The organism is Flavobacterium sp. 11 (genome assembly GCF_002754315.1).
Classification (GTDB): Bacteria; Bacteroidota; Bacteroidia; order Flavobacteriales; family Flavobacteriaceae; genus Flavobacterium; species Flavobacterium algoritolerans.
This window is the reverse complement of sequence record NZ_PEFE01000001.1, coordinates 650136-671808: the sequence shown is the minus strand read 5'-3', so window position 1 is coordinate 671808 and position 21673 is coordinate 650136. Positions and strand designations below refer to the sequence as shown.

The following is a 21673-nucleotide window of genomic DNA, read 5'->3' as shown; positions in this document are numbered from 1 at the left end:
GTAATTGGGTAGCAAACACCAATGATGTTATGCAAATTACATAGGACCGATGAAAAACAATAAATACCAACATATGAAAAAAACTTTTTTAATAATGGCTGTATCTTCTGCAATGGCGACTTTTGGCCAAAACCAAAAACCTGTAATTTATCCCACAACAAGTAAAGGGGAAACCGTTGATGTGTATTTTGATACTAAACTTCCTGATCCGTACCGTTGGCTCGAAGACGACAAATCTGCGGAAACGGGTGCTTGGGTAAAAGCCCAAAACGAAGTGACCTATGGTTATTTGGCTCAAATTCCGTTTCGTGATGCGTTAAAAGCAAGAATGGAAAAATTGTGGAATTATGAGAAAATAGGCGCGCCTTTCAAAGAAGGAAATTTCACGTATTACTATAAAAATAACGGTTTACAAAACCAATCGGTGTTGTATAGAAAAGACGCCAAAGGAACTGAAACAGTGTTCTTGGATCCCAATACATTTTCTAAAGACGGAACCACTTCGCTTGGCGGATTGGATTTCTCTAAAGACGGTTCTAAAGTAGCCTATGCCATTTCAGAAGGAGGAAGCGACTGGAGAAAAGTCATTATCATGGATGCCATTTCCCAAAAAATTATTGAAGACACTATTGTCGATGTAAAATTCAGTGGCGTGTCTTGGAAAGGAAACGAAGGATTCTACTATTCCAGTTATGACAAACCAAAAGGAAGCGAATTATCGGCAAAAACCGACCAACATAAACTGTATTTCCACAAGTTAGGAACCGCACAAAAGGATGATAAAGTAATTTTTGGTGCCGACCAAAAACGCCGTTATGTAGGCGGTGGCGTGACCGAAGATGATCATTATTTGGTTATCACAGCATCCAATTCTACGTACGGAAACGAATTGTACATCAAAGATTTGACAAAACCGAACAGTCCTATTGTAACTATTGTAGATAATTTCAAGAGCGACAACAACATCATTGAAAACGAAGGCGGAAAATTATTCATAGAAACTGATTTGAATGCGCCCAACAAACGCATCGTTACCGTTGATGTTAATAATCCAAAACCGGAAAACTGGAAAGATTTCATTCCAGAGACGGAAAATGTGTTGTCTCCATCAACAGGAGGCGGGTATTTCTTTGCTAATTATATGAAAGATGCCGTTTCAGTAGTGAAACAATACGATTATTCTGGGAAACTAGTTCGTGAAATTAAATTGCCGGGCGTAGGAACTGCCGGTGGTTTTGGCGGAAAGAAAAAAGAGAAAACATTGTATTATTCGTTTACAAATTACATTACTCCGGGTTCTACGTTTTCATTTGAGCCACAAACAGGAACTTCGGCGGTGTATCAAAAACCAAAAGTAGATTTCGACAGCGAGCAATACGAGTCCAAACAAGTGTTTTATACTTCTAAAGACGGAACCAAAATCCCAATGATTATCACCCACAAAAAAGGATTAAAACTTGATGGGACAAATCCAACGATGCTGTATGGTTACGGAGGATTTAATGTGAGTTTGACACCAAGTTTCAGCATTGCCAATGCCGTTTGGATGGAAAACGGAGGCGTTTATGCCGTACCAAATTTACGTGGTGGTGGCGAATATGGGAAAAAATGGCACGATGCGGGAACCAAAATGCAAAAACAAAATGTATTTGATGATTTCATCGCAGCGGCAGAATATCTGATTGCTCAGAAATACACGTCTTCACAATACTTGGCCATTCGTGGTGGGTCAAACGGAGGATTGCTAGTAGGTGCTACCATGACGCAACGTCCGGAGTTGATGAAAGTCGCTTTGCCGGCGGTGGGCGTGATGGACATGTTGCGCTACCATACCTTTACCGCAGGAGCAGGTTGGGCGTATGATTACGGAACAGCGCAGGACAGCAAGGAAATGTTCAACTACATCAAAGGGTATTCTCCCGTACACAACATAAAAAAAGGAATTCAATATCCGGCAACGATGGTCACTACGGGCGATCACGATGATAGAGTAGTGCCGGCGCACAGCTTCAAGTTTGCTGCCGAATTACAGGAAAAACAAACAGGAACAAACCCAACCCTAATCCGTATTGACATCAATGCAGGACACGGCGCCGGAAAATCCGTAGCGGCAACCATTCAGGAAAATGTCGATATTCAGGCCTTTACCTTATTCAACATGGGAGTCGTGTTATTGCCATAGTTGGACTAACAGGATTCATTCTGTACCGACACTTCGGGATATTTCAGGATTTATTCTGTACCGACACTTCGGGATATTTCAGAAGCTTTTTCCTGCTATCCGTTACAATCTTTATATCCGCCGAAAAGGCGGAAGGAAAAGGATGTCTCCCGATACTTCGGGACTATCAGGGCTAGGGCATTCGATTCCCCAGACGATAGTCATTGCGAGGAGTTGCGAGGTACGTGGCAAAGCAATCACATCACAAATTGATAAGAAGTTCAAAAAACGCTATTCGAAAGAGTAGCGTTTTTTTGTGCTTAATAATTTATGAACAATAGCAATAAGTGACTCTTATACCGTTGCACCAAAGGCAACATTCGGATAGATTTGTTTCACTTCAATAATAAAAAATTAATGGATATCAATACCAAAATTGGCGATAGAATTAGAGAATTAAGAAAAGCTAAAGACTTGTCGCAAGAAGCATTAGCAAATATAGCAGAAGTCGACAGAACATATATGACTAAGGTAGAGACTGGAAAAAGAAATGTGACGGTTAAGATTTTAGATAAAATAATAATTGCGCTAGGAACTGATTTTATAACATTCTTCAACGATAATAGATTTAAAAAATGAAAAAGAAAGAATATATAGAAACAAATAAAATTGTTGAAATCGAAGTGAATGAACCTCAGTATAATGTTTTCTATGAATTAGAAAATTGGACAGAAAAAAAATTCAGTAATCCTAATGCTAAAATTCGATTAGCCACTATGTTTAGCGGTATTGGTTCTATTGAGCATGCTTTGGAAAGATTAGATTTAAAAAGTGAAATAATATTTGCATGCGATAATGATAAATATGTTAAGCAAAGTTATTTTGCTAATTATGAAGTATCTGAAAATAGCTGGTATGAAGATGTAGCTAAAATTGATGGTACAAAGTATGAAGGGAAAATAGATTTATTAGTTGGGGGAAGTCCTTGTCAATCTTTTTCTATGGTAGGAAAAAGAAAAGGTTTTGAAGATACCAGAGGTACGTTGTTTTATGAGTTTGCAAGAGTAGTTAAGGAAAGCCAACCAAAGGTATTTATTTTTGAAAATGTTAAAGGGTTAATCAATCACGATAAAGGAAATACTTTTGAAGTAATCAAAGAAACTTTTAAAGAATTAGGTTATAAAATTAAATATCAATTGTTGAATTCTAAAAATTTTGGAATTCCGCAGCATAGAGAAAGAATATTTGTTATTGGTTTTAAAGATATAGAAACTGAATTTGAATTTCCTGAACCCATTCATCTAGAATACAAAATGCAAGATTTTTTAGAAGATTATATTGACAGTAAGTATTATCTGAAAGAAAAGGGAGTGAAATTTGTAACGAGTACTAAAAATAGAAACAAAAGGTATACTCAAATTAATGGAGAAATAGCCATATGTCAAAAAGCAAATCAGCAGTTTAATTGGCATGGTGACTTTATATTTGAGGAAACTGAAAGTGATTTTAATGATTTTGTATTTGATGTAAATGAAGTTGAAGAAAAATATTATTTATCAGAAAAAACGAAAGCATATGTTTTAGCTACGGGAACTAAAACTTTTAAAACAACTGTAGGTACTGATTTAGAAATTGCAAGACCAATTTTGCAATCGATGCATAAAATGCATCGCTCAGGAGTTGATAATTATGTGACGCATAACAAAGGTAAAATCAGGAAATTAACTCCAAAAGAATGTTTGCGTTTGATGGGGTTTAAGGATGATTTCAAACAAGTAGTAAGTGATACACAAATGTATAGACAGGCTGGCAACAGTATTGTGGTAAATGTATTTATTGCATTAATGAAACAAATGGATATAACTAAATTTGCAAATAAATGAATCGAATAGAAATATTAGAAAAAGATTTTGAAGTTTTAGGAATTTTAGAAAATATCAATATTGCGGATTCGTTCGTAATGCCTCAAAATAAAATTGGTGATGGTAGTGGAGAGGCAAAGCTTTATGTAGGCCAAGATGTAGAAAAACTCGAAGATTTCTTTGGAGAAAGAGGATTTGAATCGAGCTGTTTTTTATTAAAAGAAGATTTAATTCAATATTTAGATCAGATTAGAATAGAACACGTTAAACCTACACAAGCATATCGAGAAAAAGATAGGTTTGAAATATTATGGGATGACAAATATGCAAAGGTTCTACAGTTAAATGAAATTATAGATTTTAAGATTAAAGATCAAAATAATTTACAAGGTCCAAGAGTATATATTAATTCTAATTCGGAAGGATATAAATTAATTCGAGAGATTTCTCTTCCGGTAATTTCACATCTTGAAATAATAAAAGTAAAAAGTATAGACAATAATGAAATCAAGTATTATTTTTATTTATTTTCAGATTATGTAGATGATATTCTTGAAGAAGAAGAAGAAACTATAGTTGATGATGCTGAATTTGAGCCATTTAACCCCGACTTAATATCCATTGATACAAAAAAAATAACGATGGATACACTCTTAAGGCGCTTAAAGCAAGGTACAATAAATCTAAATCCAGATTTTCAAAGAAATTATGTTTGGACGATGGATAAAAAGTGTCAACTTATAGAATCTTTAATGCTTAAAATTCCGCTTCCAATGTTTTATGTTTCAGCAGATGAAAAAGGGAATTACACAGTTGTAGATGGTTTGCAAAGGCTTTCAACAATTAGAGATTATATAATCGACAAAAAATTCAAACTGCAAAAATTAGAATTTTGGGGTGACCTATTCAATAATTTTACATTTGAAGATTTACCAACTTACATTGAAAACAGAGTTTTAGAAACAGAATTTTCATTTACAGTTATAAATCCTGGGACACCCGAAATAGTTAAAAGAAATATCTTCAAAAGAGTTAACAGAGGAGGAGCTCCTTTAACAGATCAAGAAATACGCAACGCATTATATAGTGGCCCTTCAACTGAACTATTAAAAGAGCTTGCTTCAATGGATGAGTTTTTAAAAGTTACAAATAGTTCAATAAAAGCAAACAGGATGCTTGATAGAGAATTTATTTTAAGGCTTTTATCATTCATGTTGCGCGATTATGTTTTATATCCCAAAAACGGGAATATGGACGGATTTTTAAGTGATACACTTAAAATAATAAATTCCATGCCTGAAATAAATTCGAAAGAAGTAATGAAAATTTCAGAGAATATAATTTTAGAAGTGAAAGAAAACAAAATAGAAAGTCTTAAAAACAAATTTGCTCTAGGTATGAAACGTTCATCCAATATCTTTGGTGAACATGCATTTAGAAAAAGTTATTCCGGAAAAAGAAAAACACCTATTAATAAAACACTATTTGAAGTTTGGGGAGTTCTCTTCTCTGAAATTTCGGAAGCGAGATTTGAAAATTTAAAAAGTAATAAGAGGGAGTTTCTTAATGATTACAAAGCTAATTTTTTGAAAGATTATAAATTTGATGAAATTATTTCAAGAAACGCCTTAAAACACAGTTCCGTAATCGAAAGATATACTAAAATGAGCGATTTATTAAACAAATACAGTATATGATAAACAATATTACTTTAAAAGCTTTCAAATCTTTTTTATACCGAGAATTGGATTTAGAAAATCTAACTATTCTTACAGGATTGAATAGTAGTGGAAAAAGCTCTATAATTCAGTCTCTCTTAATTCTTGATAAAGCATTTAAGAATGAGAAAAATCTATTATTAGATGGGCATGGTACAGAATCAGATTTAAAAAACAAAAACTCTAAAGAATCAATTGAGTTAAGTATTGAAATTGATAATGTCGAGTATTCTATAGAATTTCCTAATAATAAAGAAACATTCAAGGCAAACCTTTTTCCAAGAGTTTGGCATATATCAGCAAATAGATTTGGCCCGCAATTATCTATTCCAATTTCAAATGATGAAGGATCAAAAAATATGATTGGAAAGAATGGAGAAAATGTATTACAATGTATCAGATACTATGATTCAATAAATCCAGTTTCTTTAGATGAATCAATTAAACATCCTGACGCTACGTCTTTCACCTTATTAGAGAATATTCGCACTTGGTTAAAAGTAATCTCCCCAAATGTTGATTTTAATTATGAAGTAATAGATATCAGTGATTCTTCATATGCAACTTATGACGGATTTAGAGCCACTAATGTTGGTTTTGGGCTGAGCTATATATTACCAGTAATTACAACCTTACTGGTCTCAACATTCGAAAAGAACAATTTAGTCATTATTGAAAACCCTGAAGCGCATTTACATCCAAAAGGTCAAACTGAACTTGCAAAATTAATTTGTTTATGTGCTAAATTAGGTACACAAGTAGTTGTAGAAACTCATAGCGATCATGTTTTTACTGGGGTTAGATTATTCGCAAAAGAGAATGATTTTGCTGACAAAACATTAATACATTGGTTTGAATTAGACGAAAATCGAAATACAGATGTAACAACTATTTTTATTGACAATGATGGTCGTATAAATGAATGGCCTCTAGGTTTTTTTGACCAGTTTGAATTAAATCACTCCAAACTGATTTAATATGAAGCTATTTTTATTTAATGACATTATTCCAAATACAGTTTCTAATGAAGAAATTATTAATGGATTAAAAAAAACTGTAATAGAATATAAAACATTAAAAGCCGATTATCCAAATGAAATTAATGGTGTAATTTCCACGGCACAATTAAATAGCATTAAGCTTGCTGAAAATTTTACTTTAGCTGATTGTTTAGAATCAATAGATAACAAAGAAATAAAAGCTTATTCATTTAGTGTTTTTACAAAATACCCGATAGATAGTGAAATAGATGTTGAGTCCGTATTAGAAGAGGGAAATGATTTTAACTTTGAGTTAGATTCAGTTGAAAGAGACGCTTTATTTATTAAAATCATTTCTACAGCAAATGGTATTTTGTTCAGTTTAAATCTTCATTCTGATCTAGCTAAAGATTCCTTAGAGATTAATTCAAATGATAAAGAAACATCTTTTATAATAGATAATTTATACGGGTCAGCCCCTAATACAGATTATATAAAAAGTGTAATTGAAAAAGAAAAAATTTCTAAAGTGGGAAACTTAGAGAAACTAAAACGAAAATTAAGCGATCCAATATCTTCTTTGAAATTTGATAAAGCATTTAATAAAATATCTAAAGAAGTTCAAGACTCAATAATTGATGGATTTGAAACTGTAATTAACAGCAGATTATCAGGTATAAATATCCCGGAGACATTATTGAAAGATGTCACCCCTCAAAAAGAAAAAATTATTTCTGTCAAGGAATTAAAAATGAGAGATCCAATTGCAAAAAGATTATATTTCACAGAAATTGAGGAGAAATTTTATTTAGCTTCTTTGGAGGATAAACCATTAAAAGATAGACAGACTACTGAACAGGCTACACATATAAAAAGTGCTCTTTCTACACTAAAACAATTAATAAGTTTAAGATAACCTAAAATGTTATTATGGCAGAATATCAAAAAATAAAGATCGATAACTTAGAGTATTTTATAATTGATTCCATTCAAGATTTTCGTGCGGAAGATAGCTTTATTCATAGATCAAACAAACTTGCGCAATTTGCCGGAAATGGTGAATCTAAAAAACACGTAGGAACATATAAAGGTAAACTTGGACAAAGAATATCAAATTTTTTTGATTATTCAACTTGGGGTTTAGAACATTTTGACGCGGTAAAAAAACGTAAAACAATACAATCTGCAAGATCAAGTGGAGCTGTAATTCAAGATAATACCTGTTTTTTTAGTAAAGCAAACTTACTGAAATATTTAGATGATGCCAAAGCGGAATATTACACACAGGAACAAATTTATCATAACGATATAAGTGCATTTTACAATGAAAGATACCAAGAAGTTCAAAATCTAGAAACCGAACATATACCCTTTTCAATTTATGACGCTTCTGATAACCTATCTCAAAAACAACAAAGAGGTTACATTAGGTCAGACGATAAAATTTGGAAGCTTTGGAGAGAATTAATTTTGCCTAAAATAAGTTATCTTTCAATATTAAAATTATTTCCTGTTACTCCAACGGAACAAAATAACAAATCGATTTTTTATTTTAGAATTCTACTAGATTATCAATTTAGGACTTTTGTTCATCCAAGTGCTTTGCAACTAATTGATGAAATACAAGCTGACACTGTCGAAATTGAAGAGATTAAAAAATCATATAGAGTTGGGCAGGAAAAATATAGAAGAGCAGTGATTGAATATATGCCTCAATGTCCTTTCTCTAAAATAACAGATGAAAGACTTTTAATTGCAAGTCATATTAAACCCTATAGTATTTGTATTAAAGAAAAAAGAGAGGATCATGCCTTAGATTATCTCAATGGACTTGCACTTTCGCCAACTTACGATAGACTTTTTGACCAAGGTTATATAACATTTTCTGATAATGGAGAATTAATATGTGGCACTCAGCTAAGTTCTTACACTTGGGAAAAACTAAATATAAACCCAACGGCAAAAAATAAGATGAGAATATTTCCTGAAAATAGAGAAAGCTATTTAGATTATCATAGAAAACACGTGTTTCAAGATGATATAATTGATTTGACATAAAAGAAGGTAGATAATTTAGTTTAAAATTTGTGGCTGTAATCAGTTTAGAAAAATTACCTTCAAACAGCATCTAATAGAAAGTCCTTAACTTTGAATAGTAATTTACATTCTTTTATCATGGATCGAATCACATCTCAATAACGTTTCATATTTATGCTAGACATTAGTAATCCATTCCCTTCCTTAAATCCACAATTTCGCCCTTTTATTTTCACAATGTTTTATTAATTGGTTCGGTTTTTTATACTGCAATCGGTAAATTTGAGAATAGAACATTAAAAAAATAAAAACATGACAGTACAAATCAACACAGACAACAATGTAGAAGGACACGCACGTTTGAAAGCGTATATAGCGGAGGAATTAGGAACAGCTTTGGCGCGTTTTGAAGATAAAGTAACCCGTTTAGAAGTGCATCTTGCAGACGAGAACAGTGATAAATTTGGAATCAACGACAAACGATGCCTTATCGAAGCCCGTCCAGTAAATATGCAGCCTGTAGCGGTTACCAATCATGCCGATACTACCGAAAAAGCCTTTCACGGTGCCTTGGACAAAATCAAAAAAGTGTTGGACACTGCTTTCGAAAAACAGAAAGCGTATTAAATAGTTGCCTTTTGGGAAATACCAATAAAAAAATGACACTGTCTAAATAAGATAGTGTCATTTTTTTGTTAGTTATTCTCTGGAGAAACAGATAGTCTTTTATTTATCAAACAGTAAGGTTGCCAATGTTTCATCCCTTTTATATACATCTTCGTAGAAATGAATTACGCCGTCCGCATCTACCCAAGCGGTGAAATAACCTATATAGACCGGAATTTTGTTTTTAAGCGTGTACCAATATTCCTCTCCGCTGTTCATGGCGGTTTCTATCTTTTCAGGATTCCATTTTTTGTCATTTTTCATAATCATGGCGGCAAGTTCTTTTGGCTTGGCTACACGAATACAACCGTGGCTAAAAGCGCGGTCTTCTTTCCCAAATAAACTTTTGGATGGGGTATCGTGCAGATAAATCGCATTCGAATTGGGGAATAAAAATTTCACTAATCCCAATGAATTTTCAGGTCCGGGTCTTTGTCTTACATTGCTGTCTTTCCATTCCATGTTGTGCTCGGCGAGGTAATTTGGATTTTTTTCAATAGCAGGAAGAATCTCTTTCTTTAAAATACTGGTCGGCACATTCCAATACGGTCTGAACACGATATATTTCATTGGCGCACTAAAAATCACGGTTTTATGCATGGCTTTTCCCACCACAACCTTGGAGCGTAATTCGGGTTTTCCATCTCTGAAAAAGGTTAATTCATAGGCTGGAATATTGACTACAATTAATTCTTTGGATTTGGTGATGTCGTTCGAAATCCATCGGCAACGTTCCATATTGACCATGATGGTTTTGATGCGTTCTGCTACGGATACATTCATGTATTTGATATGTTCCGGCAGAATCGTTTTGTTGAGGAGATTGCCACTTCTCTTTTTGAATTTCAAAATTCCTTTGGCTAATTCGGTATCATAAATGGCACTTTTGGAATCTCGGGATAGATCATCCGTGATAAACAGGCGCGTTCTGATTTGTGCAATGGCTGCGGCACTGTCTCCGGGTTTATAGGATTTGACCGTTGTGTCTATAGCGATGGCTTTCCATCCGCCCTTTTTTTCTATTTTGCGGTATTCCTGCAAAACATCTTTAAGCAGGTAATACTGTTTCAATACACCTTTTTCTTCTTTGTTGATTAAAGAAGGATTGATTAACAATGAATCTAAATAATTGACATAAGATTGTCTTTTTCGAGGCAAAAACCATCCTAAATCCTTTGATTTTTGAGTGCTGATTCCATCGTATACTTTTTTCGTGTAAAAAAAGTACAGTGCGGAGCTCAATAACTCGGTATCAATACTTGCTTTTTGATTGTCCTCCGGATTATCATAAATATCATCTAGCTTTTCCTTGTACGGAATCTCAGTTTCAATTCCTTCCTGACTCAAATTATTGACTTTGTTGTATAGCAAACCTGCAAATTCATTGAGTCCGTCTTTGTCAAACCAGATGTAATGAAATTGATGTTTGCGGTATAATTTTTCTACATCAGCTTGGTAATTTTTCAGTTTTGGATATTTTTCAAAAAAAGTAGTAAGCTGTGTGCTGTCAAAAGCAATTTCAACGGTATTTAAACTGGTTTGATTCTTAGAGAAATCGGGATTATTTTTCTTTTTACAGGAAACAATAGTCAACAGCATTGTAAAAGCAATAATCAGTATTGGGGAACATAACTTTCTCATAGGTTGAATTTTAACGGGTAAAAGAATTCTTTTAAGGCATTACAAAAATACGTCAAATCCCGTATCGTACTACCAGTGCTGAACGGGCTGTGTTTTTTAAGGTTAAAACAGTATCTTTACTTTTAGAGTAAAATTCAATCTTTTACGATATTTAAATAGCTGTAAATTAGCTGTTTAATTTTTTTATTTTATTTTTAAACCAAATTTTTTTATCCAATAAATTTCTGAAAATCCAAAAATTATGAAAAAAATAATGTTGTTCTCTTTAAGTATTTTGCTGTTTTCCTCCTTTATTTCTGCAGATCAAGACAATACTAAAGAAAAAGCAAACATCAATTCCACACTTGATGCTTGGCATAAAGCCGCATCAGAAGCTAATTATAATGCTTATTTTAGTTTGATGACAGAGGATGCTATTTTCATTGGTACCGATGCGACCGAGAATTGGAATAAAAAGGATTTTCAGGCGTATGCAAAACCGCATTTTGATAAAGGGAAAGCGTGGAGTTTTACTGCTTTGGACCGCCACATTTATTTTGATAAAACGGGTAAAACTGCTTGGTTTGATGAATTGTTGAATACTCAAATGAAGATTTGTCGTGGCTCGGGTGTTTTGGTAAAAATAGGCAGGGAGTGGAAAATAAAGCACTACGTTTTGTCGATGACGATTCCAAATGACAACTCGAGTGAAGTCATAAAAGTTAAGGCTTCTATCGAAGATGCGATGATAAAAACATTGAAATCGAAACAATAAATCCGTTTAGCATTTTTGGTAGGATTGCTTTTTTTGCATAAAAAAACCTCCGCTTTTTAGCAGAGGTTTTTTATTATGAATACATCGTATAATTACCAGATTTTGACTCTTTTCTCTGGAGCCAGATACAAGGAATCGGTAGGTTGTATGTTGAAAGCGGTATAAAACTCAGGAATATTTCGCACTACACCATTAACTCTGAATTTTGCCGGCGAATGTGGATCAGTAGCGATTTGATTTCGCAAAGCTTCGTCACGAGTATTATCTAGCCAACATTGTCCCCAGCTTAATAACACGCGTTGTTCACCGGTGAAACCTTCTAAAACTGGCGATTCTTTTCCTTCCAGACTCATTTTGTAGGCTTTTATAGCAATGGATAATCCGCCTAAATCGCCTATGTTTTCCCCTTGGGTAAATTCCCCATTCACATTAAGATCTGGAAATACTTTAAAAGCATTGTACTGCGCAACTAATGCGCCTGTTTTTTGTTTGAAAGCAGTTAAATCTTCAGGTGTCCACCAATTGCGCAGCACTCCGTCACCATCAAAGGTACTTCCTTGATCATCAAAACCATGACCAATTTCATGCCCTATAACCGCGCCAATTCCGCCATAGTTTGCAGCACCTTCCACTTTTACATCAAAGAAAGGTGGCTGTAGTATGGCTGCAGGAAATACGATTTCATTAAGTGGCGGATTGTAATATGCGTTTACGGTTTGTGGAGTCATTCCCCATTCGGTTCTGTCAACAGGTTTTCCTAATTTATTAATTTGTCTGTTGTATTCAAAAGCGGTGGCTTTTTGTTGGTTGCCGTACAAGTCGCCTTTTACGACTTTCAAGGTAGAATAATCTCTCCATTTGTCAGGATAACCAATTTTTGGAGTGAATTTAGAGAGTTTGTCCAAGGCTTGTTTTTTGGTTTCCGGACTCATCCAATCCAGATTTTTTATGCTTTCACCGTACGCTTTAAGAAGATTTTTAACCAAAAGTGTTACTTGTTCTTTGGCTTCAGGAGAGAAGTGTTTTTTTACATAAACCTTTCCAACGATTTCACCAAGGCTGTTGTTTACTCTGTCAACACCTCTTCTCCATAACGGTTGTTTTACTTGTATCCCGTTAAGGGTTTTGCCATAGAAGTCAAAATTTTCATTGTCTAAAGCGGTGTTCAATGATGTTGCCGACCCATGAATGGCATTCCATTTCAGGTAGGCTTTCCAAGTGGTTAAAGGTGTTGTTTTTATGATTGTGTTGAGCGATTTGATGTAATCAACTTGTGCTACGACGATGTTTTGTTGGTTCAGGATTCCGGCATTCTGTAACATGCTGGCCCAATTAAAATCAGGCATAAGTTGGTTCAAATCTTTAATAGCATATTTGTTGTACAGTTTTACAATGTCACGGGTTTGTTCTTTTTTCATGTGTTGGGCTGCCAAAACAGTTTCTAATGCCATGATTTTTTTAGATAAATCAGGTGCATTGGCTATTCCACCAAGTTGTAACATCTTCTCGATATGGGTTACATATTTTTTTTGAATTTCTTTAGATTTGGCATCTTCAAGGGAGTAATATTCTCTATCGGGTAATCCTAAACCACCTTGCCAAGAAATAAGCATGTACTTGGTTGGATCTTTTAAATCTTCCATTACCGAAACGGAAAAAGGAATGTTGCTTCCGGATTTATTGGCATATCCAAAATAAGCAGCCAGATCAGTATAGTTGTTTATTGCATCAATTTTTTTGTATTCCGGAAGTAAGGGTGTAATTCCTTTTTGATCCCTCGTTTTAGTATCCATGAAGGCTTCATAAAAGTCCCCAATTTTTTGTTCATCGGAACCGGCTGCAAAATCACCTTTGGAAGAAGCTTCAATAATGGCTTTTACGTCTTCTTGTGATTTTTCATAAACCATATAGCCAGCACCATAAGAGGCTTTGTCATCTGGTATTTTAGTGTTTTTTTTCCAGGTTCCGTTGACATAGGCATCGAAATTATCACCTGGTTTAGCAGATGTGTCCATGTTTTCCTTGTTAATCCCGGAAAGGAGCAGATCTGATTTTTCAGAAGTGTTAAAAGCACCTAGCAACAAAATGGAAGATACCAACACGAGTTGTGTTTTAATTGGGTATGGTTTTAGTTTCATAAGTTGGATTTTAGAATATAAATGTAATTAAAAAAAGAAACGTTTTTATAATAAATTGATTATTAAATACTTAAAACTAAATTATTTTCAATCTAGAGACTTTAACCATTGGTTTTACTGATTTGTATCGTTTTGTAGATGAAATCGATAAATGTTAAAGCACTACAACATTGGCACTTTATAGAAGTAAAAGTGAATTGTGATGTCTATTTCATTGGAAGTAAAATAGGATGATAAAACGAGGCAGTCCAAACAATACATTTATTTAGAATCATCGGAGAAAAGGAGTTCTGCTAGACGTTCGTCTCTTATATAAATGTCGTTGTAAAAATTAATTTCTCCCGAATCGTTTACCCAAGCGGTGAAATAACCAATGTGAATTGGAATTTTCTTTTTCAGGATGTAAGGCGTTTCTTTTTCGCCTTTCATGGCCTCATTGATGCGTTCGATTGGCCAATCCGGATCGTCTTTTAAAATCAACAACGCTAGTTCTTTGGCTTTTTCAATGTTAATGCAGCCGTGACTGTAGGCTCGGTATTCGTATTGAAATAAATCTTTAGACGGTGTATCGTGTAAATAAATATCATCCGAGTTTGGAAAGACAAACTTAACGAGTCCCAAAGAGTTTCTAGGACCGGGTTTTTGTCTGGGATTCCCATTGTTCCATTCGATATTATGGATAGTCATATAGTCTTCGTTCAAAGTCATTAAGTCTTTTAATTCATTTTCGACGATGCTTTTGGGAATGTTCCAATAAGGACTGAATACTATTTTGGTTATGTTGCTGCTGAGAACAACTGTTTCGGTCATGTTTTTCCCTACAAGTATTTTTGATTCTAATATATTTACGCCATCTTTTTTGTAAAAGAGTTTATAGGAAGGGATGTTTATAATGATGTGTTCGTCTGCTATTGTGAGCTTTGGGTCAATCCATCGGCAGCGTTCCATATTTGCTATAATGGTCTTAATGTATTTCTCGATGGGGATATTCATGCGTTGAATGTGCTTGGATGCAATGAGATAATCTGTTTTGTAGCCATTTCGCTTTTTATAATTCAATATGCCCGCCATTAATTCGGTATCGTACACATTACTTTTAGAGTCCAGTTTTAAATCACCCGTAACGGCAAGTCGCTGTCTTATTTGTCCAATGGTTTTTGAGCTGTCTTTTGGTTTGAATACTCTTTCCAATGAATCTATTACTATGGGATTCCATTCGCCATTTTTCTCTATTTGGCGGTATCTTTTTAATACTTCGCGCAGTTTGTAATATTGTCCAAACAGTTGCTGTTCATTCTTGCTTAATAATTTGGGATCAACTAATAAAGAGTCTAAAAGATTTTCATAGGACAGATTCTTTCTGGGTAAAAACCATCCCATTTCATCTGTTTTTTCAATATCAATTCCTTTATATACTTTTTTAGCATAAAAAACATACATGGAAGACAGCATGAGTTCTGTTTCCATTTGGGGTAAATCATCTGAATTAGTATCATTAAAAACAGCATCAATTTTTTCTTTGTATGCAATTTGGGATTTTAAACCTTCTTCCTCCAGTTGATTTACTTTGGAGTATAACAAATTGGCAAACTCAATGAGCCCTTTTTTATCAAACCAAATAGAAGTGTAATTTCGTTTTTTGTACAAAGCATCAACGTCCGACTGGTGTTTTTTTAAATTGGGATATTTTTTGAAAAAACGGACAACAGCAGTGCTGTCAATGGATTTGTCATCAGTAGATTCCTGAAAGACATACAGGGCAAAAGCAATCATCTTAGCCGTCAGATTTTCATTTCTGTTGTGGTAAACAGTGACAAGCGAAAAGCCAAATAATATAACTGCTATGGATAAAACATATTTTCTCATGGCATAATTATTTATATAAAGGTAAAGAAATATATTCTTGGTGTAAAGTGAATTAACAATGTGTTTGCTTTCAAATCGCTTATTTATAGCGTATTATGTTAATTTTCTGATTTTATTTGTTTCAGGAAAATTGAGAAAATGATGAAAAAACAATTGTGTTTATGGAAGACTTTCTTATAAATACGATGCAACCGAAAAAATAATTTTATAATTGCGAAGATTTTCGGAATGATTTTCTTTATTTTTTCTCTGGCAAACCATTCGGTCTTATATATTTCCTTAATTTTGCCGAAATATTCTGAAAAAGTGGGAAGCAAAAATAAATTAAAAAGGTTCAAGGAAAACGAAACATTCAATAACGTTTTTCAACCAACGAGAGAAGAGGTAGTAGGAGATTTGTTTCCGCTTAAAGGCAAATGGAATTCGGAATTCTTCAAAAACGATAATCCATTAGTGCTGGAATTAGGCTGTGGAAAAGGAGAATATTCAGTAGGTCTTGCCGAAAGATATCCAAATAAAAATTTCGTAGGAATCGATATCAAAGGAGCACGTTTCTGGCGTGGTGCCAAAACTGCTGTTGAAACCGGATTGCATAATGTGGCTTTCATCAGAACTCAAATTGAATTAATCAACCACATTTTTGCCGAAAATGAAGTGGACGAAATCTGGATTACTTTTCCGGATCCACAAATCAAATACAAACGCACAAAACACAGAATGACCAATTCGGAGTTTTTGCAATTGTATAAAAAAATCCTTAAAAAAGAAGGTGTCGTAAACTTAAAAACCGACAGCGAGTTCATGCACGGATACACTCTTGGGTTATTGCACGGTGAAGGACATGAAGTTTTATATGCCAATCATAATGTGTATGTAAATGAGGGAAGTCCGGAAGAAGTGACTGCATTTCAAACTTTTTATGAAAAACAATATTTGGAAATTAACAAAGCAATTACGTATATTCGATTTAAAATTAAAGAATAATTTTGCTTTTTTGATCCTCGTATCTTGCCTATGAATTTAATTACTTCCTTGTTTTTGGGTTTTGTTACTGCTTTTGTAGGGATTACACCTCCTGGATTAATCAATATGACAGCCGCCAAAGTGAATCTGAGAGAAGGAAAGATAAGCGCTTATTGGTTTGTTTTAGGAGCGGTAATTGTAATTTTTTTCCAAGCGACACTGGCCATATTATTTGCCAGGTACATTGAAGGCAGACCGGATGTGATTGTTTTACTGCGAGAAGTGGGATTTGTTATCTTTTCAGTATTAACCATTTATTTCTTGCTGATTGCCAAAAAGCCAAAAGCGAAGAAAGGGAAAATCAAAAAGAAGAGCACCTCTACTCGTTTTTTTCTTGGAATGCTACTCTCTGCACTTAATTTTTTCCCCATTCCATATTATGTTTTTGTAAGTATCACTTTAGCTTCTTATAATTTGTTTGTGTTTGATATTTCACATGTTTTTATTTTTGTAACGGGTGTGGTATTGGGTTCTTTTCTAGTTTTTTATTTATATATCACTTTCTTCCAGAAAATAGAAGATAAAACGAATTATATGATGAAAAACATGAATACCATTATAGGAAGTATAACTGGATTGATAGCTTTAATCACCTTGATTAATATTATTCGATATTATTTGAGGTAGTTTTAAACAGCATAAAAATACCGTTTTATCTGATTTTATAAATATGTCAAACGACAACTTTTTTGAACGTGTGTACGCCATCGCCAGACAAATTCCTTACGGAAAAGTCACTTCTTATGGTGCTATTGCAAAAGCTTTAGGAACCGCTCGTTCTGCTCGAATGGTGGGCTGGGCAATGAATGCTTCGCATAATCTTGAAGATGTTCCAGCGCATCGCGTGGTCAATCGAAAAGGATTGCTCACGGGTAAACTTCATTTTGACGGAACCAATTTGATGCAGCAATTATTGGAAAACGAAGGCATAGAAGTTGTTGATAACCAAATTGTGGATTTCGAAAAACATTTCTGGCAACCAGAAGTTAGGATTGAGTAATCGGTAAGAGTGAATACATCAGGTTTGTTGTGGTCCAAAAGCGATATTTTCTCGAATAATCGCCCTCAATTTCTTCATCAATAAATGCAATACAAATTCTTTATAATAAGAACTTTTCATAGTATCTTTGTAATCTGAAATCAGTTTAAATAAAGATAATATTCTGGCGCTAAAATGCCAATAGAAAACAGTAAACTAAAAATGAAATTAGATAGAAAAGATATTCTTAAAGCTTTAGAAACGATTACTATAGCTGGAGAAGGGAAAAATATGGTTGAAAGTGGTGCAATAGCAAATGTGATTACTTTTGGGGATGAGGTTGTAGTGGATTTAGTATTGCACACGCCGGCGATGCACATTAAAAAACGTGCAGAAGACGATATCAAAAAAACAATTCTTGAATTAGTATCTCCGGAGGCAAAAATCAAAATCAATAGTAAAGTTGAGGTTCCGGACAAACCAGAAATCAAAGGAAAATCAATTCCAGGAATAAAAAATATTATCGGAGTTGCGTCTGGTAAAGGTGGAGTAGGAAAATCTACAGTTACTGCAAATTTAGCGGTATCATTAGCAAAAATGGGTTTTTCGGTAGGAATTCTGGATGCCGATATTTACGGGCCATCCATGCCAATCATGTTTGACGTAGAAAATGAAAAACCAATCTCTGTAACAGTTGATGGGAAATCAAAAATGAAACCGGTTGAAAGTTATGAAGTGAAAATTCTTTCAATTGGATTTTTTACGGCACCAAGTCAAGCGGTAATTTGGAGAGGACCAATGGCTTCTAAAGCGTTGAACCAAATGATATTTGATGCAGACTGGGGAGAACTGGATTTCATGTTAGTCGATTTGCCACCGGGAACAGGAGATATTCACCTTTCAATCGTGCAATCATTGCCAATTACGGGTGTTGTAATAGTAAGTACTCCACAAGCAGTAGCTTTGGCCGATGCTAAAAAAGGAGTTTCAATGTTCATGTCTGAAGCAATAAATGTTCCTGTTTTAGGAATTATTGAAAACATGGCGTACTTCACACCGGAAGAATTACCTGAAAATAAATACTATATCTTTGGAAAAGAAGGTGCCAGAAATCTTTCAGAAGACTTAGGCGTACCATTCCTTGGCGAAGTGCCAATTGTGCAATCTATTCGTGAAGCAGGAGATTACGGTCGTCCGGCAGCGATGCAAACAGGTTCGGTAATCGAAACTGTTTTCGAAGAAATCACTAGAAACGTAGTACAGGAAGTAGTAAGTAGAAACGAAAGTTTACCTGCGACTGAGGCTGTTAAAATTACAACTATGGCCGGTTGTTCCGCAGTAAAAAAATAGAAGTTAGAATGGTTGAAATGATTTTTAATCTTTCAATTTTCTAATCTTTCAATCTTTAAATAAAGAAAATGACAACAGAAGAATTATTAGTAGAAGTTCAAAAAGCACTCGAAGAAATCAGACCCTTTTTGAATTCTGACGGCGGTGATATCACACTGATTTCTATCGAAGACGACAAACATGTAAAAGTACGTCTCGAAGGAGCATGCACCAGTTGCAGTGTAAACCAAATGACATTGAGAGCCGGCGTGGAAACCACCATCAAAAAGTTTGCACCACAAATAGAAACTGTTGTAAATATTCTATAATATTTTTGGGCGTGACCCTTTTAAGAAAAAAGGCTACTCGATATAATGGGTAGTTGCCTCTTTTCTTAAAAGCGTCGGGCTATCCGCGCTACTTCGGTAGCTGGCTATTATCCCTCACGCACAAACAATTCCCATTCCAAAAGTATACAATTGATTAACAAACCAATTCCAAATTTAAAAAAATGGATGTATTAATAAAAATTAAAGATAGAGAAGGAGTAGTACATGAATTACAGGCTCCTACGGATATGGCCATGAACATCATGGAATTATGTAAAGCTTATGAGCTTCCTGTAGAAGGAACTTGTGGCGGAATGGCCATGTGTGCTTCTTGTCAATGTTATGTTCTTAATGATGTGCCTTTACCGGAAATGGGCGATGATGAAGAAGCGATGCTTTCAGAAGCATTTTACGTAAAATCAAACAGTCGTTTGGGCTGTCAAATACCAATCACCGAAAGCCTCGAAGGATTAGAACTGGAGCTGGCTCCGGAAAATTAAAAAAAATGCATCTCGTTTCTAAAACAAGATGCATTTTTTAGTTTTGCAAAATAGTAGTCGCTTTTGGTAAAATTCGTTCTACAAATAAAGAATACGCTAATTCCGAAGGATGTAATCCGTCTTGAGCTACTAGATTTTTATTGGTCAAACCTTGTCTGGTGATGTCAGTTATATTTATAAATAGTATCGTATTGTCATCGCAGTATTTTTTTGCAAAAGTATTATACTGATCTATTGCTGTAGAAATTGTTGTTTGATTTCCTGATGCTTGACTAAAAGGAGTATAAGCATAATCTGGAATAGAAACTACAATTACATTCGTTTTATCCCCTTTTGCAAGAGCAATAGCCTTGTTTACTAATTCAGGAAATTCTTTTTCATATAACGAAAAAGGCTTGTTTTGATATTGATTGTTTACACCTATAAGCAGTGTGACTAAATCATAATTAGAAGTTGGATTCTGAGTATTTATAGCCGAAATTAAGTTGGTGGTAGTCCAACCGGTTTGTGCAATAATTTTTAAAGAATAGGTATTGTTCGAATTTAAATTGCCTAAGCTTTTTGATAATTGTGCGGGGAATCTGCACGTTTCACAAACACTCTGTCCAATGGTGTAACTGTCTCCAATAGCTAAATAATTATAGGATTTGGCCTGTGTTTGTGGAGCTGTAATTACTGGTGTGGGAGTTGTTTCGGGAATTGGACTTTCAGTGCTGCAACTCACGATAAAAAGCAGTGAAAAGAACGCAACTATTACTTGGAATTGTTTTTTCATTATTTTGAAATTTGATATAATTCATTTCTAAATAATAGTTACGTTTATTTGAAAGTATTGGTTTTATGCCAATTCAACATTCATCATAATTGTTTCTTCGATAGCATCCCAAAGTCCGATGCGTTTCTCTAAGGCTAAAATGGAAATTTCTTCTACATCAGACCATTTTTGAGCATCCGTTCCACAAAGTTCTGTTATCATTTTCATTGCCATTGGACCGTGATCATCAGCATCTAACTCGATATGTCTTTCGAAATAATAAATGAGTTTGCTCAAATCAGTTTGCGGAAAATTTTCTTGAAAATTTTTCAAAATAGCGGTAAACATACTTGGGATTAAATCTTCTCTTCCAAAGGTAAAAGCAGCCGCAATTTCATGAGATTTCCCTTCGTCAATAACTCTGAAAGTAAAGTCTAAAAAGGCTTTAATGTTAGGATGTAAATTGCTTTTTTTGATGGCAACAAATATGTTTTTAAGCGAATTTACTTCGGATAAAAAATGTTCGATTCCAGAAGTATTTGCTCCACAGGCTTCCATCGCTTCAATATACATTTCATAATGACTTTGGCGACGACCGTCAATTGTCAAATCTGATTCTTCGGCAAGGACTATTTCGTTTATCAAATATCTGGTTTCAGGATTTTCAGTGGCGAACCAAGGAGTTGTTGTACACGTTAATTTAGATTGTAATGCTTTTAATAAAGACATGAAATCCCAAACTGCATACACGTGATTTTCTAGAAAACATTGTAAGTCCTCAATTGTTTTTACTTTTTTATATAAAGAATGTTGTAACAATAGTTCTTTTTGGGGCTGAATGCTATTGTTGATTGTTTCAATATTCATAAGTGGTATTTTTATGTAAATATAAAAAAGCTTCTCGTTTCCAAGAAGCTTTTTCTATCAATTTTATAA

At 34.2% G+C, this 21673-nt stretch carries 20 protein-coding genes; 15 read left to right on the top strand and 5 right to left on the bottom strand.

What is annotated here, in order from left to right; genetic code table 11:
• Nucleotides 1–94 precede the first annotated feature (94 nt).
• The 8 genes from CLV00_RS02970 (at nucleotide 95) to CLV00_RS02935 (ending at nucleotide 9385) form a co-directional block, all read left to right on the top strand.
• Nucleotides 95–2182 carry a prolyl oligopeptidase family protein gene (locus tag CLV00_RS02970; protein WP_369800963.1) on the top strand — a complete coding sequence of 696 codons (2088 nt, stop codon included), beginning with the start codon at nucleotides 95–97 and terminating at the stop codon, nucleotides 2180–2182.
• A gap of 396 nt (nucleotides 2183–2578) precedes the next feature.
• Nucleotides 2579–2800, top strand: a complete 222-nt coding sequence (locus tag CLV00_RS02965) for a helix-turn-helix domain-containing protein (RefSeq protein WP_099713743.1) — start codon at nucleotides 2579–2581, stop codon at nucleotides 2798–2800.
• A complete protein-coding gene (locus CLV00_RS02960; protein ID WP_099713742.1) occupies nucleotides 2797–4044 on the top strand; it encodes a DNA cytosine methyltransferase in 1248 nt (415 codons plus the stop codon). The genes CLV00_RS02965 and CLV00_RS02960 overlap by 4 nt, the downstream gene beginning before the upstream one ends.
• A complete protein-coding gene (locus tag CLV00_RS02955) occupies nucleotides 4041–5720 on the top strand; it encodes a DUF262 domain-containing protein (protein ID WP_099713741.1) in 1680 nt (559 codons plus the stop codon). Before CLV00_RS02960 ends, CLV00_RS02955 begins: the two co-directional genes overlap by 4 nt.
• Entirely contained in the window at nucleotides 5717–6718 is a 1002-nt protein-coding gene (locus tag CLV00_RS02950; RefSeq protein WP_099713740.1) for a DUF3696 domain-containing protein, read from the top strand. The genes CLV00_RS02955 and CLV00_RS02950 overlap by 4 nt, the downstream gene beginning before the upstream one ends.
• Before the next feature lies 1 nt (nucleotide 6719).
• Nucleotides 6720–7637: a hypothetical protein gene (locus CLV00_RS02945; RefSeq protein ID WP_099713739.1), complete on the top strand. Its 918-nt coding sequence runs from the start codon at nucleotides 6720–6722 to the stop codon at nucleotides 7635–7637.
• A gap of 14 nt (nucleotides 7638–7651) precedes the next feature.
• A complete protein-coding gene (locus tag CLV00_RS02940) occupies nucleotides 7652–8779 on the top strand; it encodes an HNH endonuclease (protein WP_099713738.1) in 1128 nt (375 codons plus the stop codon).
• Nucleotides 8780–9070: 291 nt separating this feature from the next.
• Nucleotides 9071–9385 carry an HPF/RaiA family ribosome-associated protein gene (locus tag CLV00_RS02935; protein ID WP_099713737.1) on the top strand — a complete coding sequence of 105 codons (315 nt, stop codon included), beginning with the start codon at nucleotides 9071–9073 and terminating at the stop codon, nucleotides 9383–9385.
• A 99-nt stretch (nucleotides 9386–9484) separates the two neighbouring features.
• On the opposite strand, the gene CLV00_RS02930 is transcribed toward CLV00_RS02935, so the two are convergent.
• On the bottom strand, nucleotides 9485–11065 hold the full coding sequence (locus CLV00_RS02930; protein WP_099713736.1) for a murein L,D-transpeptidase: 1581 nt from the start codon (nucleotides 11063–11065) through the stop codon (nucleotides 9485–9487).
• 241 nt (nucleotides 11066–11306) lie between these two features.
• Between CLV00_RS02930 and CLV00_RS02925 the strand changes: the two genes are divergently transcribed.
• Nucleotides 11307–11819: a nuclear transport factor 2 family protein gene (locus CLV00_RS02925; protein WP_099713735.1), complete on the top strand. Its 513-nt coding sequence runs from the start codon at nucleotides 11307–11309 to the stop codon at nucleotides 11817–11819.
• A gap of 92 nt (nucleotides 11820–11911) precedes the next feature.
• Here CLV00_RS02925 and CLV00_RS02920 read toward each other — a convergent pair whose 3' ends face one another.
• Together CLV00_RS02920 and CLV00_RS02915 are read right to left on the bottom strand one after the other, a co-directional pair.
• The gene (locus CLV00_RS02920) at nucleotides 11912–13957 is read right to left on the bottom strand and encodes a M13 family metallopeptidase (RefSeq protein ID WP_099713734.1); all 2046 of its coding nucleotides are present in this window, start codon (nucleotides 13955–13957) and stop codon (nucleotides 11912–11914) included.
• A 261-nt stretch (nucleotides 13958–14218) separates the two neighbouring features.
• Nucleotides 14219–15823: a murein L,D-transpeptidase gene (locus tag CLV00_RS02915; protein ID WP_099713733.1), complete on the bottom strand. Its 1605-nt coding sequence runs from the start codon at nucleotides 15821–15823 to the stop codon at nucleotides 14219–14221.
• A gap of 306 nt (nucleotides 15824–16129) precedes the next feature.
• On the opposite strand from CLV00_RS02915, the gene trmB reads away from it, so the two are divergent.
• The 6 genes from trmB to CLV00_RS02885 all read left to right on the top strand — a co-directional run bounded on the left by trmB (nucleotide 16130) and on the right by CLV00_RS02885 (nucleotide 19983).
• Nucleotides 16130–16807, top strand: coding sequence for a tRNA (guanosine(46)-N7)-methyltransferase TrmB (gene trmB / locus CLV00_RS02910; protein ID WP_099716209.1), 678 nt, complete (start codon nucleotides 16130–16132; stop codon nucleotides 16805–16807).
• Nucleotides 16808–16837: 30 nt separating this feature from the next.
• Complete coding sequence (locus CLV00_RS02905) at nucleotides 16838–17473, top strand: LysE family transporter (protein WP_099713732.1); 636 nt, start codon at nucleotides 16838–16840, stop codon at nucleotides 17471–17473.
• Between the two features lie 43 nt (nucleotides 17474–17516).
• Nucleotides 17517–17846, top strand: coding sequence for an MGMT family protein (locus CLV00_RS02900; protein WP_199074752.1), 330 nt, complete (start codon nucleotides 17517–17519; stop codon nucleotides 17844–17846).
• A 201-nt stretch (nucleotides 17847–18047) separates the two neighbouring features.
• Complete coding sequence (locus CLV00_RS02895; protein ID WP_099716208.1) at nucleotides 18048–19175, top strand: Mrp/NBP35 family ATP-binding protein; 1128 nt, start codon at nucleotides 18048–18050, stop codon at nucleotides 19173–19175.
• 68 nt (nucleotides 19176–19243) lie between these two features.
• On the top strand, nucleotides 19244–19483 hold the full coding sequence (locus tag CLV00_RS02890; protein ID WP_091172742.1) for a NifU family protein: 240 nt from the start codon (nucleotides 19244–19246) through the stop codon (nucleotides 19481–19483).
• 182 nt (nucleotides 19484–19665) lie between these two features.
• Complete coding sequence (locus CLV00_RS02885; protein WP_073205174.1) at nucleotides 19666–19983, top strand: 2Fe-2S iron-sulfur cluster-binding protein; 318 nt, start codon at nucleotides 19666–19668, stop codon at nucleotides 19981–19983.
• Between the two features lie 37 nt (nucleotides 19984–20020).
• On the opposite strand, the gene CLV00_RS02880 is transcribed toward CLV00_RS02885, so the two are convergent.
• On the bottom strand, nucleotides 20021–20758 hold the full coding sequence (locus tag CLV00_RS02880) for an SGNH/GDSL hydrolase family protein (RefSeq protein WP_099713730.1): 738 nt from the start codon (nucleotides 20756–20758) through the stop codon (nucleotides 20021–20023).
• A 63-nt stretch (nucleotides 20759–20821) separates the two neighbouring features.
• The gene (locus CLV00_RS02875) at nucleotides 20822–21604 is read right to left on the bottom strand and encodes a DUF3050 domain-containing protein (RefSeq protein WP_099713729.1); all 783 of its coding nucleotides are present in this window, start codon (nucleotides 21602–21604) and stop codon (nucleotides 20822–20824) included.
• Between the last annotated feature and the right edge of the window lie 69 nt (nucleotides 21605–21673).